This window comes from Sphingobium aromaticiconvertens (assembly GCF_037154075.1).
Taxonomy (GTDB): Bacteria; Pseudomonadota; Alphaproteobacteria; order Sphingomonadales; family Sphingomonadaceae; genus Sphingobium; species Sphingobium aromaticiconvertens.
In genome coordinates, this window is sequence record NZ_JBANRJ010000002.1 from 113,085 (window position 1) to 127,639 (window position 14,555).

General features: G+C 64.0%; 20 protein-coding genes and 2 pseudogenes. 8 read left to right on the forward strand and 14 right to left on the reverse strand.

Translation table 11 applies throughout. The annotated features are described in order from the left end of the window. Positions 1–3: 3 nt before the first annotated feature. Positions 4–630 carry a recombinase family protein gene (locus tag WFR25_RS25170; protein WP_011950816.1) on the reverse strand — a complete coding sequence of 209 codons (627 nt, stop codon included), beginning with the start codon at positions 628–630 and terminating at the stop codon, positions 4–6. Between the two features lie 406 nt (positions 631–1,036). Between WFR25_RS25170 and WFR25_RS25175 the strand changes: the two genes are divergently transcribed. Continuing rightward, positions 1,037–1,714 carry a hypothetical protein gene (locus WFR25_RS25175; protein ID WP_011950815.1) on the forward strand — a complete coding sequence of 226 codons (678 nt, stop codon included), beginning with the start codon at positions 1,037–1,039 and terminating at the stop codon, positions 1,712–1,714. Here WFR25_RS25175 and WFR25_RS25180 read toward each other — a convergent pair. From WFR25_RS25180 to WFR25_RS25225, 10 genes and pseudogenes are all read right to left on the reverse strand, one after another. Beyond that, positions 1,694–2,321: pseudogene (locus tag WFR25_RS25180) on the reverse strand (DUF6088 family protein). The gene WFR25_RS25175 and the pseudogene WFR25_RS25180 sit on opposite strands and share 21 nt — an antisense overlap. A 145-nt stretch (positions 2,322–2,466) precedes the next feature. Further along, positions 2,467–3,573: a relaxase/mobilization nuclease domain-containing protein gene (locus WFR25_RS25185; protein ID WP_011950814.1), complete on the reverse strand. Its 1,107-nt coding sequence runs from the start codon at positions 3,571–3,573 to the stop codon at positions 2,467–2,469. Next, the gene (locus tag WFR25_RS25190; RefSeq protein WP_011950813.1) at positions 3,566–4,102 is read right to left on the reverse strand and encodes a plasmid mobilization protein; all 537 of its coding nucleotides are present in this window, start codon (positions 4,100–4,102) and stop codon (positions 3,566–3,568) included. Before WFR25_RS25190 ends, WFR25_RS25185 begins: the two co-directional genes overlap by 8 nt. 254 nt (positions 4,103–4,356) lie before the next feature. Continuing rightward, positions 4,357–4,566, reverse strand: a complete 210-nt coding sequence (locus tag WFR25_RS25195; protein WP_041380264.1) for a hypothetical protein — start codon at positions 4,564–4,566, stop codon at positions 4,357–4,359. Between the two features lie 62 nt (positions 4,567–4,628). Then, positions 4,629–5,525 (reverse strand): ParB/RepB/Spo0J family partition protein, encoded by an 897-nt coding sequence (locus WFR25_RS25200; RefSeq protein WP_011950812.1) that lies wholly within the window; start codon positions 5,523–5,525, stop codon positions 4,629–4,631. Beyond that, positions 5,525–6,289, reverse strand: coding sequence for an AAA family ATPase (locus tag WFR25_RS25205; RefSeq protein WP_041380265.1), 765 nt, complete (start codon positions 6,287–6,289; stop codon positions 5,525–5,527). Before WFR25_RS25205 ends, WFR25_RS25200 begins: the two co-directional genes overlap by 1 nt. Before the next feature lie 28 nt (positions 6,290–6,317). Beyond that, complete coding sequence (locus WFR25_RS25210) at positions 6,318–6,494, reverse strand: hypothetical protein (RefSeq protein WP_336975103.1); 177 nt, start codon at positions 6,492–6,494, stop codon at positions 6,318–6,320. Beyond that, complete coding sequence (locus tag WFR25_RS25215) at positions 6,484–6,720, reverse strand: hypothetical protein (protein WP_226952306.1); 237 nt, start codon at positions 6,718–6,720, stop codon at positions 6,484–6,486. Before WFR25_RS25215 ends, WFR25_RS25210 begins: the two co-directional genes overlap by 11 nt. A 152-nt stretch (positions 6,721–6,872) precedes the next feature. Then, positions 6,873–7,172 (reverse strand): DUF7673 family protein, encoded by a 300-nt coding sequence (locus WFR25_RS25220; RefSeq protein ID WP_011950809.1) that lies wholly within the window; start codon positions 7,170–7,172, stop codon positions 6,873–6,875. A 53-nt stretch (positions 7,173–7,225) separates the two neighbouring features. Beyond that, positions 7,226–7,618, reverse strand: a complete 393-nt coding sequence (locus WFR25_RS25225) for a DUF3768 domain-containing protein (RefSeq protein ID WP_041380268.1) — start codon at positions 7,616–7,618, stop codon at positions 7,226–7,228. A gap of 241 nt (positions 7,619–7,859) precedes the next feature. Between WFR25_RS25225 and WFR25_RS25230 the strand changes: the two genes are divergently transcribed. The 3 genes from WFR25_RS25230 to WFR25_RS25240 all read left to right on the forward strand — a co-directional run bounded on the left by WFR25_RS25230 (position 7,860) and on the right by WFR25_RS25240 (position 9,356). Continuing rightward, the gene (locus WFR25_RS25230) at positions 7,860–8,246 is read left to right on the forward strand and encodes a hypothetical protein (protein WP_011950807.1); all 387 of its coding nucleotides are present in this window, start codon (positions 7,860–7,862) and stop codon (positions 8,244–8,246) included. Positions 8,247–8,313: 67 nt separating this feature from the next. Continuing rightward, complete coding sequence (locus WFR25_RS25235) at positions 8,314–8,622, forward strand: hypothetical protein (protein WP_011950806.1); 309 nt, start codon at positions 8,314–8,316, stop codon at positions 8,620–8,622. Then, entirely contained in the window at positions 8,619–9,356 is a 738-nt protein-coding gene (locus WFR25_RS25240; protein WP_011950805.1) for an ATPase, read from the forward strand. Before WFR25_RS25235 ends, WFR25_RS25240 begins: the two co-directional genes overlap by 4 nt. A gap of 65 nt (positions 9,357–9,421) precedes the next feature. Here WFR25_RS25240 and WFR25_RS25245 read toward each other — a convergent pair whose 3' ends face one another. Both WFR25_RS25245 and WFR25_RS25250 read right to left on the reverse strand, forming a co-directional pair. After that, positions 9,422–9,982, reverse strand: a complete 561-nt coding sequence (locus tag WFR25_RS25245) for a hypothetical protein (RefSeq protein WP_011950804.1) — start codon at positions 9,980–9,982, stop codon at positions 9,422–9,424. A gap of 48 nt (positions 9,983–10,030) precedes the next feature. After that, positions 10,031–10,195, reverse strand: coding sequence for a hypothetical protein (locus WFR25_RS25250; RefSeq protein WP_167535077.1), 165 nt, complete (start codon positions 10,193–10,195; stop codon positions 10,031–10,033). Between the two features lie 344 nt (positions 10,196–10,539). Here WFR25_RS25250 and WFR25_RS25255 point away from each other — a divergent pair, with 344 nt between their 5' ends. Further along, entirely contained in the window at positions 10,540–10,905 is a 366-nt protein-coding gene (locus WFR25_RS25255) for a thermonuclease family protein (protein ID WP_333974589.1), read from the forward strand. Positions 10,906–10,918: 13 nt separating this feature from the next. On the opposite strand, the gene WFR25_RS25260 is transcribed toward WFR25_RS25255, so the two are convergent. Then, entirely contained in the window at positions 10,919–11,350 is a 432-nt protein-coding gene (locus tag WFR25_RS25260; protein WP_011950802.1) for a DUF1810 domain-containing protein, read from the reverse strand. A gap of 189 nt (positions 11,351–11,539) precedes the next feature. On the opposite strand from WFR25_RS25260, the gene WFR25_RS25265 reads away from it, so the two are divergent. The 3 genes and pseudogenes from WFR25_RS25265 to WFR25_RS25275 form a co-directional block, all read left to right on the forward strand. After that, positions 11,540–12,271, forward strand: a complete 732-nt coding sequence (locus WFR25_RS25265; RefSeq protein ID WP_011950801.1) for an ImuA family protein — start codon at positions 11,540–11,542, stop codon at positions 12,269–12,271. Then, a complete protein-coding gene (locus WFR25_RS25270; protein ID WP_011950800.1) occupies positions 12,192–13,751 on the forward strand; it encodes a DUF6504 family protein in 1,560 nt (519 codons plus the stop codon). The genes WFR25_RS25265 and WFR25_RS25270 overlap by 80 nt, the downstream gene beginning before the upstream one ends. A 34-nt stretch (positions 13,752–13,785) precedes the next feature. Beyond that, a pseudogene (locus tag WFR25_RS25275) lies at positions 13,786–14,328 on the forward strand (OB-fold nucleic acid binding domain-containing protein); the annotation flags it as partial. Positions 14,329–14,555: the final 227 nt, after the last annotated feature.

A 14,555-nucleotide genomic window follows, 5' to 3' on the forward strand; every position in this document is an offset into this window, starting at 1 on the left:
GGATCAGGCCTGTTGCGCCCGAGCGGAACCCCTCGTCGTCGGTTTACCGAGAAGTTCCGTCGCCTGTTCCCGTGGCTGGCCTTTGGCGTCAACGTAGGCATAGAGCGTCGACAACGACATCCCGAGCTGGGCGGCGACATCGCGCGCAGCATTGTCGCGGTCGGCCATCATGGCCATCGCTGCTTTGAGCTTCTGCTTTGTCATCACACGCGGACGCCCGCCGGCGCGACCTCGCGCGCGGGCCGCCGCCAGCCCCGCCATGGTCCGTTCGTGAATGAGGTCACGCTCAAACTCGGCGAGCGTCGCGAAGATGCCGAATGCGAGCCTGCCGGTCGCCGTGGTTGTGTCCACGTCGCCGGTCAGCACCTTGAGCCCGACCCCGCGTTTCTGCAGGTCGCTGACCAGGCCGACGACATGCGTCAGCGAGCGGCCGATGCGATCGAGCTTCCATACAACGAGAGCGTCGCCATCTCGGGCGACGTCGAGCGCCTTGGCCAGGCCGAGACGCTCGGTCGCCCGCCCAGAACAGACGTCGTCATAGATCCGCTCGCATCCAGCCCGTTCCAGGGCATCGCGCTGGAGGTCGAGGTTCTGCTCCCCGGTCGATACGCGCATGTAGCCGATCAGCATGTCCGCCCCCTGTGCAGCAACCTAAGCTGAACAGGGTTTATCGGCTACAGGTTTCTGGACGGGTTTTTGGGAAGAATGAGAAGGCTTCAGCGCCACCACGGCGCCAGCGATCGCCTTCGCACCAAACCCGGGTTTGTTGGAAAGGCAAATCGGCCCAGGCGGCCTTATGTAGGTTTTCTGTTCCGTTGCTACTCAGACCCCTATTTCGCTGTGATCACGCAAAATCTCCTCGCATGCCGGCGGCGCGCGAGTTCATTCACGCTGCGCTACTCCAGCAACGGCATTGAAGATCGAATCGACGATGTCGAGAAATAAAGTGCCCCGACGGTTTGCAAAGCAGGGACCGCCGGGGGATACCCAGTTCATATGGCGCAAGGGTGCCTAAAAATCAAGTGAAAAGGTTCCCGTGCCAACATTCGTTCATGCCTTGTCCGCTGACCGCTTCGACACTTATCTGAAGTGGGCCGGAGCCGATCAGACGCTCGCAGAGCGCCTGTACACCTATAATGTGCAGCTTTCCGCAGCCCTCTATGGCCCTCTACACATGCTCGAGGTCGTGCTGCGTAACATGGCGGACGCGCAGCTTGCGGCGCAACATGGCGCCGCCTGGATCGACGATCCTGCGATCCTTGTGACGAACTATCAGACGGGCGCAATCGCAAAAGCACGGCAAACGCTGCAGAAAGACGGGAAGGCAGCGACCCGTCCGCAGATCGTAGCGGAGTTGAACTTCGGCTTCTGGGCGTCACTCTTCGGCCCCAAGTCACACCACCTCTGGCAAAGCCTGCGACCCATCTTTCAGGCCAAAGGCGTACAGCGCGGTGTGATCGCGCGGGACTTGCGCGACCTGCGTATATTGCGCAACCGCGTCGCCCACTATGAACCCATCATCGCGCTTCCGCTCGCGCAGCGCTATGCGAGTATCACGACCTTGACGGGCTGGCTGTCTCCAAGCGCCGCGACATGGATCGCCAAGTATTCGACATGGCCGACACTTTATCCGGCCGTACCCATCCTTGTGCCCGACCCTGCATCTGGAGATTTGCTGGTGGCGCCAGCGGCGCTACCCTTTCTCCCTGCATGACCTATCTCTCCGCGACGCCTGGATCTTGAGGACAATGTCGCCCATCCAGCCCGGCATGGCCGAGCGGGCCGCGACCAGCGCGCGCGTACCGGCATCGTCGAGGCGCGCGGCGAAGCGCCCGATCGCATCCGCGTCGATATTGCCCTTCCCTAGATGCGCGAGCGCCTGGACGATCGCATTCACAGACTCCGGCGCGTCGAGCACCGGCGCGCGGCTGTGCTTCAAGGTAACGCTGCGGCCGCCAGCCTCGGCGGTGCGGGTGCGGCCGCTGGTGGCGTAGCTCGCCCGGGCGGGCACCTGCGTCGAGAGACCAAGGCTATTAGGCCGCCGCCGCTCCCGACGGCGCGAGCGCATCGCCGCTCTGCGCAGAGAGCGCTTGGGCCACCTGCCCGGGATCCGGGCTCAGGGCACCAAGCTTGTCATGCTGGCGGGGATAGTCGTAGAGACCGCGGCCGATCCGGCGGATGTCACCGGCATGCGCGAGACGCGACAGCGCCATGTCGACCGAGCCGCGCGTACCGAAGTCGACGAACTGCTTGGGCGTAAACACCCAGCCACGGCCCTTGCCGCGCACACGCTTCATAATCCGATCAGCCACCGCAGACATGTCCAAGCTCCGGTCTGTTAGATAATAGCACGGTTTTTTCTAACAAGCTATGACCACAGAAAGCGCCAGTTCCCTCGAATTTCCAAGACATTCTAGCACATGTTAGTGGGAGCATCCCTTCGCAAGATCAACCGCCCCATGCGAATCAACGCTCCCGCCCACGCTCCGGCGCTGGCCGCTCGGGACCAGCTTCACCCTCCAGCTGGCGCGCCGGCTGTGTCGCTTGCCGCCCCTGCATCATCTCGCGGGCCAGGGCCAGACGTCGGGAGACCGCCGGCGGCATAGCCGCCAGGAAACCCGCAATTTCGTCGGAAAGCGCCTGGTCGTCGGCCTCGCCGGTACGTGCAAGCGCCACCGCCGCCTCCGCATAAGCACCGCGTATCTGCTTCTGGCGAACCAGCGCCATCACGTCTTGCGGCCGCCGTTCCTCATCGCGCGCGTGCGCAAAGACCCGGGCGCGCAGCACGTTGAGTTCATCCATATTGAGCCGGCGCCCCTCCTGACCGATCCGAGCATCGAGATGCAGCGCTGCTGAGCGCACACGCTTTTGGACGTGACCGCGTGCGCGTCTGGGCGTCGCCTCAGCCGCGATGCCGCGCGCACGTAGCTCATGCGCGAATGTCTCTCGCATATGATGGAGGTCGGCCTTGCGCGGATTGAACCGCGTGCCGTCCGCACCTTCGGTGGCCACCGTCAGATGGACATGCGGATGATCGGTATCTGTGTGGAGCGCCAGCATATAGGCGTGATTGTCCTCGAACAGGATCCGGGCGAACGCCTGGGCGGCATCCTGCAGCGCCTCGGGATCGGTCGAGCCACCGGGCATGGAGAGGACCAGCGACAGCGAAGTCGGCCGGTCGCGGCCATGCTCGTTCATCGCCTCGTCGAGCATGGCCCAGTCCTGCGCGATCTCCTTCAGCCGCTTGGGATCATCAATGATCTCGCCTTCGCTTGAGCGCACCGCAAGCTTCCCGTGCCGCGCAACATAGCCGAAATGCTCAGATAGATGATGCGCGCCATATTGCTTGCCCGAGACCTTGACCATGACCTCCGGGGCCTTGCGCACGATCCGCTCGAGCTTGGCCCGAGCCTCGGCCTGGCTCAGCGGCGTGGCGCGCCCCTGCCCTCCCAGGCCTAGCCCACCTCGCCCGACGCGGACATAGGCCCCCCGCAGTGTCCGTTTCCCGCCAGTGGGCGGCCGCCATGCCTCCATGAGGCTGGGCAGCGGCAGGATGCCCTCCTCCTCAAGCATCGAGGCTGTCCCAATAGGCAAGATCGCCCTTGAGCGCGGCGCCGAGACCGGCAAGCGCCGTCCGGATTTCCGCCCGGAAGCTTGCCACCCGCGCCGCCTCGCGCGCGACATCGAGCCCGGATTCGACCATCACCGAAGCATTGAGCGCCCGCGTTGCCTGATTGAGATTGATGCCGATCCGGTTGAGCTCGCGCCACGCCTGAGCCACTGCCGCCCGCTCTTCAAGCGGCAGCGGTGCCGCCGAATGCAAGCGGCAGCGCACCAGCCTCGTCACCCAGTCGGTTCGCTTCATACCCAAAGCATCGGCCTTGGCATCCAGCGCTGCAATTTCCGCATCGGTCAGCCGGATCTCAAACCGCCGTGTTGCTCGCTCCCGCCGGCGGACTGGCCCCGACCTCTCGCCCTCCTCCGCGTCCACTGCATTCATGACGAGGCGCCGCAGCAAAACTGAGCGGCCACCGGCGCTCTCCGCCACAGCATCGAAGCGCTGGGCGATGTCATCGTCGAGACGGAAGGTGAAGACGGGCATGCATCAAAGGCTATTGTCATACATCCCCGGCGTCACGCCTATCCGGCCCTCACCTAATTTGAACCTTCTACTGTCTGCTCAAGCAGACTCGGAGCCTTCCTTCGAATCATCGCCTCCCCGGCTGCGTACGCAAGCCGAAAATGCCCTGCGAAATGAAAATGGCGGCATCCCTGGAAGAAGGGATGCCGCCATCATTCTATCTGAAAAATCGATTTCTCTACGCGGAGTGAGGGGTTCTGGTGGTTGGTCTCGCGCTAGGCATCATTGGCCGACGTTGGCGGGTTCGCCTCGTCGATCAGGCGTTGAATGGCCGCGATCGGAGTATCGTCCTCAAGACGGATCATCGCACCGCACGAACAGGCCGCGGCCTTCTGCAACCGTATCTGGCTGAAGGGCACGTTGAGAATTGCCCCGCATTTTGGGCAATCCACCTGCGCACAGATATCGTCCATCTCACCGGCCATCGGTAATCCTGACTTTCCAAAGCGACTCATCGACCTCAGCTCGCCACTCTACCCTAATCGCGTCAATCGAACGACAGGTCGGATGATGCCACCTCATCTTCGTCACCGTCATCGAACACGACACGGACCCGATCGGGCAGCACCAGTCGGGCAGATCTGGTGCCAACCATGACCTTGAACGGGCTCGGCTGTAACGATGCCGATGACCGCCCTGCCCTGCCCACCCGCTTTCCAGGCACTGGCTCGACTGGCCCGGCGGCGGGCGCGGCCTTTGCAGACGGCGCCCCTGTTTCAGCCGGCACTTTGAGCGAGGTGACGAACTTCGTGCCTTCCGCAAGCGTCACGCCCCGCTCGCCGAATCCCCTGACGAAGTCGCGAACCTCCAGCGGGTGTTTTCGTGCAGCCCGGTGCAAATCGTACAGAACCCGGATCGGGGCCTTGTCGATTGCGTCGCGCAGATATGGCTCCATCTCGCCATAAGCGGCGTAGAGCGAGACGAACTGCTTCGAACGGCCGAGCGCCTTGGCGATCTCGGCCTGGTTCTTTCCATCGGCCAGCATGCGCTCGACGCCCAAAGCGAGCTCGCGCGACGAGAGGCTGGCGCGCTGGTCATTCTCGACGATCTGGTCGGCAAGGACATCGGCCCCCTCCCCCGCATCCACCACGATCGCGGGGATGGTTTTCTTCCCCGCTGCGAGCGAGGCGCGGTAACGCCGCTCACCCATCCGGATGACATGCTTGCCATCTCCATTCTTGGGACGGACGATAATCGGCTGCAGCACGCCGCGCGCCTCGATCGAAGCCGCAAGCTCCGCCATCTCGGCTTCATCGAAATGCGTGCGGGGATTGCCGGGATCGGGCGTCAGCCAGTCGAGCGGCAGTTCCTCGACGCGGCGCGCACTTTCGTGCGCGCCTACCAGCATCCCGAATTCCTCGGCCCGTTGGTCGAACTTTCCCATCAGGCCGGCTCCTTGGTCCTGGTATCAACCCGACGTTCCACCTCGGCGAGGATCGTGCGGATCTCCTCGGAGGCCGCCTTGGCGCCGCTCCCCTTCTCGTGCCAGACCGCGTGATGGTTCTCGGCCGAATGTTTGTAGGTCGGCCGCGCCTTCACGAAGGCCGGGAACATCATCGTCGGGCCAACGGCGTGCGCGAGCTTCACCGCATTCTCCATCTCGCGCTTGTCGAAGGCGTTGACCATCGACGGCAGCAGCCCAAGGAAATTGACCTTGCGGCCGCCGCGCGCGGCTTCGGCCTTCTTGAGCGCGGTCAGCAGCATCTTGGCGCACTCGATCGAATCCTCGGCAACCTGGACCGGCGCGATCACCTCGTCGGCAACCGCCATCGCGCTCAAGGTCAGTTCATCCCACTTGGGTCCGGTGTCGATGACGCAATAATCGAAATGCTTGGGCAGCCCCCGGAAGCGCCCGATGAAGTCGAGTACGTCTGCGGCCGCCTTGACCATTTGCAGGCGCGGGTCGGCGCCGAACACGGTGATGCCGGGTGCATCTTCAAGCACGAGCTTGGCCTCGGGATCGAACAGGTCGGCCGAGAACCAGCCATTGCGCTCTTTGGCGAGGCGACGCGTCGAGCTGCCCTGCGGATCGAGATCGATATACGCGACGCGGCGCCCCGCCTGCTCGGCGAGATACCAGGCGAGATGGGTCGCGAGGAAGGTTTTGCCGACGCCGCCTTTCAGGAGACTGATCACGATGGTTTTCACGAAGATCTTCCGTCCTGGGCAACCGCGCTCAATAGTCGTCGCCGCCGTTGCGAAGGTTGCGCTCATAATGGTCCCGCGCCGACCAGTCGCCGCGCGCGCCGAATCTGGGTCCGACGTAGCGGAACAGGTAGACGGTCAGCGCGAAGCAGGCGAACGCAAACAGGATCGCGTGATCGGGATGGCGCGAAAAATACTCAGCCATCATCTGTCTCCTTGAGAAGCGCGGGCCGTGGCTGGCGGCCGCGCCGATCACGAAGCTCCTCATCAGGGACATCGAGACCATAGGTTTGCTTGAGCGCGTTCATGATCAGCGCTCGCAGCGTGATATTGCCCTGATCCAAGGCGAGGCGCGCGATCGTGGCGTGCATCTTCGGGGTCACGCGAAGCTGCAAAAAGGCTGAGCGCCGGTCTTCGCTCCCTTGCCCCTCCATCGCCACAGGCGTCCTCTCCTCCATCATGACAAGGACATCGGGCTATGCTTCCATTGTATTGAATTCAATACAATGTCGGCGGACGGATGGTTTTTCGCGATCACCGTCGGGGCCGGAGTCTGCTCAAGCAGACTTTCCCACCGCAGCTGGCTTCAGTCCTCGGCGGGCGCGGCCAAACGCCAGCGCTCTACCAGCGCGATGATCCGGTCATCATAGCCCAATTGGTCGGGGTAGATCGCGCCATGATGGCCGCCCAGATAGAGGAAGACCAGCCCCATATCGGCGGCGACCGCGTGATCGACGCCGAACAGATCGGCAAGGTCGAAGCCGCCATTGTCGGTAGCGTTCCACCAGGCGAGCAGGAAGTTGGCGGCCCGGCGGGACTGTCCTGAGTAGGACTCGGCGAGTTTGAACAGGCGTTCGAGCGCCTCGAAAACGGGCGGTTGGGTCATATGCGACTCCTCGAAAAAGCTGTTGGCCCCGACATGGTCGGGGCCAATATATCTCAATATTCGCTCGTTAGAAGGATCGTCAGCACGCGCGTGGTGACCTGGCTGTCGGCAGGATCGGGCGAGCCAAAATCGAGCGTGCGATCATAATAATCGATCTTCCAGTACAGCGCGGCACCCCGGAATTCGAACCGCCCGAAATCGCGCTCGCCGTGCGGATCAACGTCGGGACCAAAATCGTCATAGTCGCGGATGGTGCGCAGCAGTTCTGCCTGGGCATGGAAGTTGCGGAACAGGCTGACGTCGCCGATCAGCTCCTGGACACCAATGGTCATCACCACACGATTGTGGCCGGGCAGGGTGAGGTTCTGCCGGAGGGCATCGTTGAGGCGGGCGATGGTCGCGATGCGATCCGACGCTGGGGCAGGGGAGGCGTTTTGATCGGGCATGATGTACGATCCTGTGTTTTTCGACAAACCCCGCCGATCGGGGTCTTTCAACAGGGACCGGCGCGCCGGGGCACAGCAGGTTTGCGCACCCGCAGGGTCGAAACGGCAGAGGAGAAGCCCGGCTACGGGCTTGCGCGCACCTGCGCCTCGGCAAGGACCGGACATGGTGACGATCCCGTCGTCTCGGCGGCTGCGAACACCTGGCCATCACGTTCCCGAGCAGGATGCTGGACCAGTCGCGATGAAGCGGACTATCGTCGACAAGATGACCGCCGCGCTCCACATTCTCTGGCCGACCTGGACGAGGACCGTCGGTGCCATGAGCAAGCGCAATATCCTCGTGCGCAGCCACTGCCGCCGCTGCGGCGCGCTGATGCGGGTCGATCCGGCCGATCTGGTCGCGCGATACGGGGCAGGGCATTCGCTCATCGACACCCAGGAACGCTGCCGGATGGTCGCCTGCGATGGCGCGGCCTATTATCTCGCGGCCCTAACCTATGGCGCGCCGTGGCGCGTCCTGCTCGACGATCCGGTGTTGAAAGAGGGTCTTGAGGGCCGACCGCCGGCCGTTACCGGCCGGAGCCTGCAGGTTTGCGGACAAGCGACGGTGTTGGACGTCAGCCCCTAGCGATCAGCCCTTATAAACGCTATCTTGGTATCAGCAGAATCGCATCAGGCCTGAAGGAGGGCAGTATATGGCGACAAACGCAGTTATTCAGCCCACGACGGGCAAGATCAAGTCGCGGCGGGTCCGCTTCGGCAGCGTAACGATAACCGCCCCAGCGCCGTCGTCGGCGCTCGTCCAGCACAATATCGAGCTCAGCACGCAGGCCCTTGAGCGTGTGGCGAAGCGCTTGGCCAAGCCGGGCGTGACGCTCCGTGCGAAAAAGGACGTGCCGCTCTACTCGCTCGATAGCGATAATCCCGACGTGATGATCCGTAAGCTGAACGGCAAGACCGAACGCGGCCAGCTGGTTGACGGTAGCTTCAAGGCGATCGATTGACCTCTGCGATCGAGGCGATCCGACAGGTTCGCCAGACACAGGAAAAGCGTAAGAAACCGCTCGCGATCGTGCTCGCTGGCCATAATGGTTCGGGCAAATCGACATTGTGGCGCCGTAGCCTCGCCGATGAATTGCAGATGCCGTTGGTCAATGCCGACCGCATGATGCTGTCGATCCTGCCCGAGCAGGCGAGCGACGGCGCGCTCCCGTCCTGGGCGGCGACACTGCGCGATACCGATCAGAGCTGGATGAAGGTGTCGCAGCAGGGCGTACAAGCCTTTGTCGGTCATGCGATGAACGCGAAGGTACCATTCGCAATGGAAACGGTGTTTTCCCACTGGCAGGCGCTGGGCGACGGCACCTTCGAATCCAAGATCGACCAGATTCGCCAGATGCAGACGGCGGGGTATTTCGTTCTCCTGATCTTTGTGGGACTGGCGAGCGTCGAGCTCTCGATCGGCCGTGTCCAGACGCGGGTTCAGGAAAATGGCCATGCGGTGCCCGAGAATAAATTGCGCGAGCGGTTCCCGCGGACCCAGATGGCGATCGCCGAAGCGATAAAGGTCGCCGACGCCTCCTTGCTCGCGGATAACAGCCGGACGCCGGCACAGGCCTTCACCGTCTGCCGGGTCCAGATCGAGGAGCGCGAGATCTTTGACCTAAGGGCCGGCGAGAGAACCACCCCGAGCGTGATCTCGCGCTGGCTCGAGATCGTCAGCCCCCGTGTCGGCTGAGCGATAGCCCCCGCGGCAGGGATCGCGACCCGCATGGGCCGAGACCCGGAACGGGGCTCGGGGCGTCAGCCTAGAGCCCGGTCCGGTGCAACCGGAGCCGCCTGACCCTGCTCCAGCGTACCAAAAAGTCGCTCCAGCACCATGTCCAGGCTCACCAGTTTCTCGAACTTGCTGATCCTGATCGTCCGATGGTTTGGCCGTTCAGCCTTCTCGCCCTGCGCATTTCCCTTGGCATGCTTGGCGATCATGTTCCGGCTGATATCGGGCAAGGGTTCACCCGGCTTGCCGCCAAACCAGAGATAGTGGTCGAACAGCAGATCTGGCGTCACCACGATCCACAATATGCACCCGCTCGGCTTATCCATCAGCTTGAGGTTGATCTTCACCTCATCGGTCTTGCCGCCCAGCGTCTTGGTCTTGAACTGGATATGGCGGGTGACGCGGTGATAGCTCATCACCAGATCATAACCGCCGGCATCGAACTCGGATCGCAGCACCTCGACGTCCGTTACACCCAGCTGCCAGAGCCGGCGCAGCGCTTCGCCCACGAAGACATGCTCGACGATACGTTCGCGCAGCGTCGAGTTGATATAATGCGGACTGGCTTGTTCGGTCAGGTCATCCAAATGCGATCTCGCGGGAGAAGGGGCGGGGGCGCAGCCCCCGCCCGAGGGTCAGGCGAAAGGATCATATTCGTTGATGACGGATACGTCGCCGTCGAAGTCGTCGGCGGTGATAACCGCGAACTGCGTTCCGATCGCGATGACCATCGTTACGACCATGAGGCTTTTCGAGAGGCTGAGTGCGCTTCTGCGGGCGATCCGGATGTCGGTGAACATATCGAGGCTCCTTCAGATGCCGGCGGGTTCATCCCCGCTCGACTGGCGCCCGAAGTGTTGGTCTCGTGGCCGCGATCATCTTTTGGCGGCACGGCAAAAGGCCGTAGCGAAGCGTGCGGACCCTTTACGGGTTGATCGCATTAGGCCGCGGGAGCGACCAAGGATTGCGCCTCAAAGAGCGGGGTGAAGCTGCCGGCATGGGGGTGGCGCTGTTCCACCGTGCTGATCCCAAATCGACATCATCCGACCCCAGGCCATCGTTCGTATCTTGTTCCACGAAACGCGCGCGCTACTGTCCCGCGATGACCTGGCTGCGCTTCCCATCTTCGATCTGCCTGCTCCTGATGAGCAGCGTTGCCTGCAGCACATCCGCCGGCGCCGAGACCGGGCAGGTCCGCTATGTGACGGATGGCGACACGTTTCGTCTGGTGAGCGGCGAGCGCATCAGGATCGCCAATATCGACGCGCCCGAGATTCATGCGCGCCAGGCAAAATGCCGGCTCGAAATCGAACGCGGCGAAGCCGCATCCGAACGCGCCCGCGCACTTCTCGATGGCAAGGTCGTGACGTTCGAGCGGGTAGGGCACAGCTATAACCGGACGGTCGCGCGCGTCCGCGTCGACGGCCGGGATCTGGGCGAGGCTCTCATTGCCATGGGCGTCGCGCGACCATGGCTTCGCCGTCATCCCAAACCCGACTGGTGTTCCTGATGGATTGCCAATTCTAGGGCGAGGAAGGTCCCACCTTCACAAGTGTCGCTGGGTCCGCGGCACCGTCGAACCACCGATCGAGCGCCGCGACAAAGAGCGGGCCTCCGCCCGCTTCGGCGAACAGGGTCAGGCAGGAGCGGAGCTTCATCGCATCGACCTCGCCGAACACCGCGATCGCGGACGTCCCAATCAGATCCTGCAGCGCGCCGACACAATCGCGAAGTCGGAGCCCAAGAAGGGGATGCGCCAGATAGGCGCGCGCTTCGGTCAGCGATCCGATGGCATAGCGCCGCGCCATGTCGCTGGTGCCGAGACCGGCGATCTGCGGAAAGATGAACCACATCCAATGACTGCGCTTGGCGCCGCGCCGGATCTCGGCGAGCGCTGTGTCATAGGTCGTCGCCTGTGCCGTCACGAATCGGTCGAGGTGGAAATCCGCAGCCATCACTCTCCCATATCCTCCTGGCACCCAGGACGCGTCGCTTCGCACAATTTTTTTGCGGCCAGCAAAAGCCCGGCGGAGGCCGTTATCCACCGCCGGAGGCAAAGTCGATACGCCCCCAACGCTTGACTCTCGGGCGGACTGAATAGAACAAATAGCGAACTAATCAACCGCCCGAGTCTTTTGAATGTTATGCGCGAAGCCAGCGTCATCGAAAATCTGCGAGCGCGCATCGCGCAGATCGAAGGCGTGGGCGCCCGCCATGGATCGATTCCGTTCGGGCTGGAGGCTATCGACGCCAGGCTGCCGGGCGGCGGCATAGCGAGTGGCGCGCTGCATGAAGTCGCCGGCAGTCCCGATCTTGCCGACGATGCGAGCGCGACGATCTTTCTCGCCGGAATCCTGGCGCGGGTGGAAGGCCCGGTCCTCTGGTGCCTGCGGTGGCGCGACCTGTTCGCGCCCGCGCTCCATCTCGCGGGGCTCCACCCCGATCGCGTAATCTATGTCGAGGCGGGCAGCGACGCGAATGTCCTGCTCGCCATGGAGGAATGCCTGCGCCATCCCGGCCTTGGCGGCGTGGTTGGCGAGGTCACCAAATATAGCACCACGGCATCGAAGCGGCTCCAGCTCGCCGCCGAGGGATCAGGCGTCGCCGCCTTCGTTTTTCGGCGCGCGTCCAAGCCCGAGCAGGCCGCCGAGGGAACCGCCGCTGTCACGCGGTGGCGGATAACAGCCAGCCCCAGCGAAGATCTCGGCATCCCGAGCCTCGGCCGCGCGCGCTGGCACGTCGAGCTGGAGCGGGTGCGCGGGGGGAATCCGCACGCATGGATAGTGGAGGGCTGCGATGCGACGGGTCGTATCGGTCTACCTGCCGCACTGGTCGACAGACCGGCTGCGGCGGCAGACCGCCAAGTCGCCGCCTGACCGGCGCGACACACCAACCCCTACACGCCCGCTCGTCACGGCGATCCCCGATCATGGCCGGCGTATCGTCGCGGCGGTCGATGCCGGCGCACGCGCGCTCGGCATTGCGGCCGGCATGACCATCACCAAGGCGCGCTCGTTCGCGCCGGAGCTCGACGTCGTCGACGCGCAACCTGAAGCCGATGTCGAGGGATTGCGCCGCCTGGCGCTATGGGCGGGCCAGCGATACTCGCCGATCGTCGCGCCCGATGCACCTGACGGTCTGTGGCTCGACATTACCGGCTGCGCCGCCCTGTTCAGCACCGAGGCGGCCTTGCTCAAGGATCTCCACCGCCGCGTGGCCGCCTTCGGCGTATCGGTCCAGATCGCCGTGGCCGACACCGCGGGCTGTGCCCATGCGGTAGCGCGGCATGTTCCCGCCGGTCGGCCGGTGACGATCGAACCTAGTGATCATCGTAAAGCGATCGCACTCCTTCCTATAGCGGCGCTGCGGCTCGAAGCCGATGTCGTTGAGGGACTGCGAAAGCTCGGCTTCGAACGTGTCGAGCAATTGATCGGCGCTCCGCGCGGGCCGCTCGCCAAGCGGTTCGGCCGCAGCCTGCACCGCCGGCTCGATCAGGCGCTCGGCGCTGTGGCCGAACCGATCGAGCCGATATTCCCCGAGCATCTGCCCCGCGCGCGCCGCGGCTTCATGGAGCCAATCGCGACAGCCGAGGCCTTTGGACAAGTGATCGGCGATCTGGTCGCCGATATCGTCGATCAGCTTGGCCGGGTGGGCAAGGGTGCGCGGCGCCTCGATTGCTATTTCCACCGGGTGGACGGGCATACGCAGGTCATCCGGGTCGGCACGGCCACGCCGAGCCGCGACCAGGCCCATCTGTCGAAACTTCTTTGCGCGAAGATCGAGACCGTCGAGCCAGGTCTTGGGATCGAATCGATGACCTTGCTGGTCTCGCTGATGGAGCCCGTCGCCGCGCGACAGGGCGAGAGCCTGGAGCGCCTGGGCAAGCCCGGGCCGGATCTCGCCGCTCTGGTTGATACCCTCTCCAACCGCTTCGGCAGTCGGTGCCTGCACCGCATGGCGCCGCACCCGAGCGAGATGCCCGAGCGCTCGGCGACGAGTTCACCGGCGCTCGATACCGCGCGGGGCGCGGGATGGGACGATGATCTGCCGCGCCCCGCACGGATGCTGGCGCGGCCCGAAGCGATCGAGGTCATCGCCCTTCTGCCCGATGACGCGCCGAGGATGTTCATCTGGCGGGGCAAGCGATACCGGGTCACGCAGGGCGACGGACCCGAACGGCTGCACGGCGAATGGTGGCGTGACGCCGGGATCGAGAGCGAGCGGCCGCTCAGCATCCGCGACTATTATCAGGTCGAGACCCTGAGCGGTGGCCGTTACTGGCTGTTCCGGGCAGGCGATGGAGAGAGCCCGTCGACCGGATCGATGCGCTGGTTCCTGCACGGGGCGTTCGCGTGAGCGAGAGCGAAGCCCGTTATGTCGAGCTACAGGTCCGCTCGCTTTCCTGCGCGACGAACTCAAGGCTCGCAAGATGATCACCTGCGAGGCGCTGCGCACCACCAAGGATGGGCGCTGGATCGAACTCGCCGGCATCGTTCTCGTCCGGCAGAAACCGGGGAGTGCGAAGGGCGTCATGTTCATCACGCTGGAGGATGAGACCGATGTTGCCAACCTCGTGGTGTGGACCAAGGTCTTCGAAGCCAACCGCCGCACGGTGCTTGGCGCGTCGATGATGGCCGTGCGTGGCCAGGTGCAGCGCGAAGGCGAGGTCATCCATATCATCGCTCAGCGGCTCGACGATCTGTCGGGCATGCTGGCGAGCGTCGGCCGCCGCGCGGACGTCGCCGATATCTATCGGGTCAGCAGGGCAGACGTGGTCAGAAACCCGATGTCACCGGACCCGCGCGATCCCGAGCATCAGCCTCTGGGGCGGGCCGCGAGGGAAATCTACATTCCCGATCTGCGGCTCGGGTCCGGGATCATCCCCGGCCAACCGACCGAGGGCATCAAGATTAAGCCGCGTGATTTCCGCTGACCGCAGACATGGAAAAAGGCCCGGTGGCTCGGCTCCAGCGTGCGCGCGATCGAGAAGGCGACCCAGGCGCCCCGGGCCTCGTCGTCGAGCGCCCGAAAGGCGTCAAAGCGCTCGGTCATCGTCGTGTGACCCGCCCAGCTCGTGTCGAGCCGCTGGCGCTGATCGTCGATGGTCTGCGACGCCATGGAGCCTTCGTCCCGGAACCCGAAGATCGGGAAGCCCGCGGC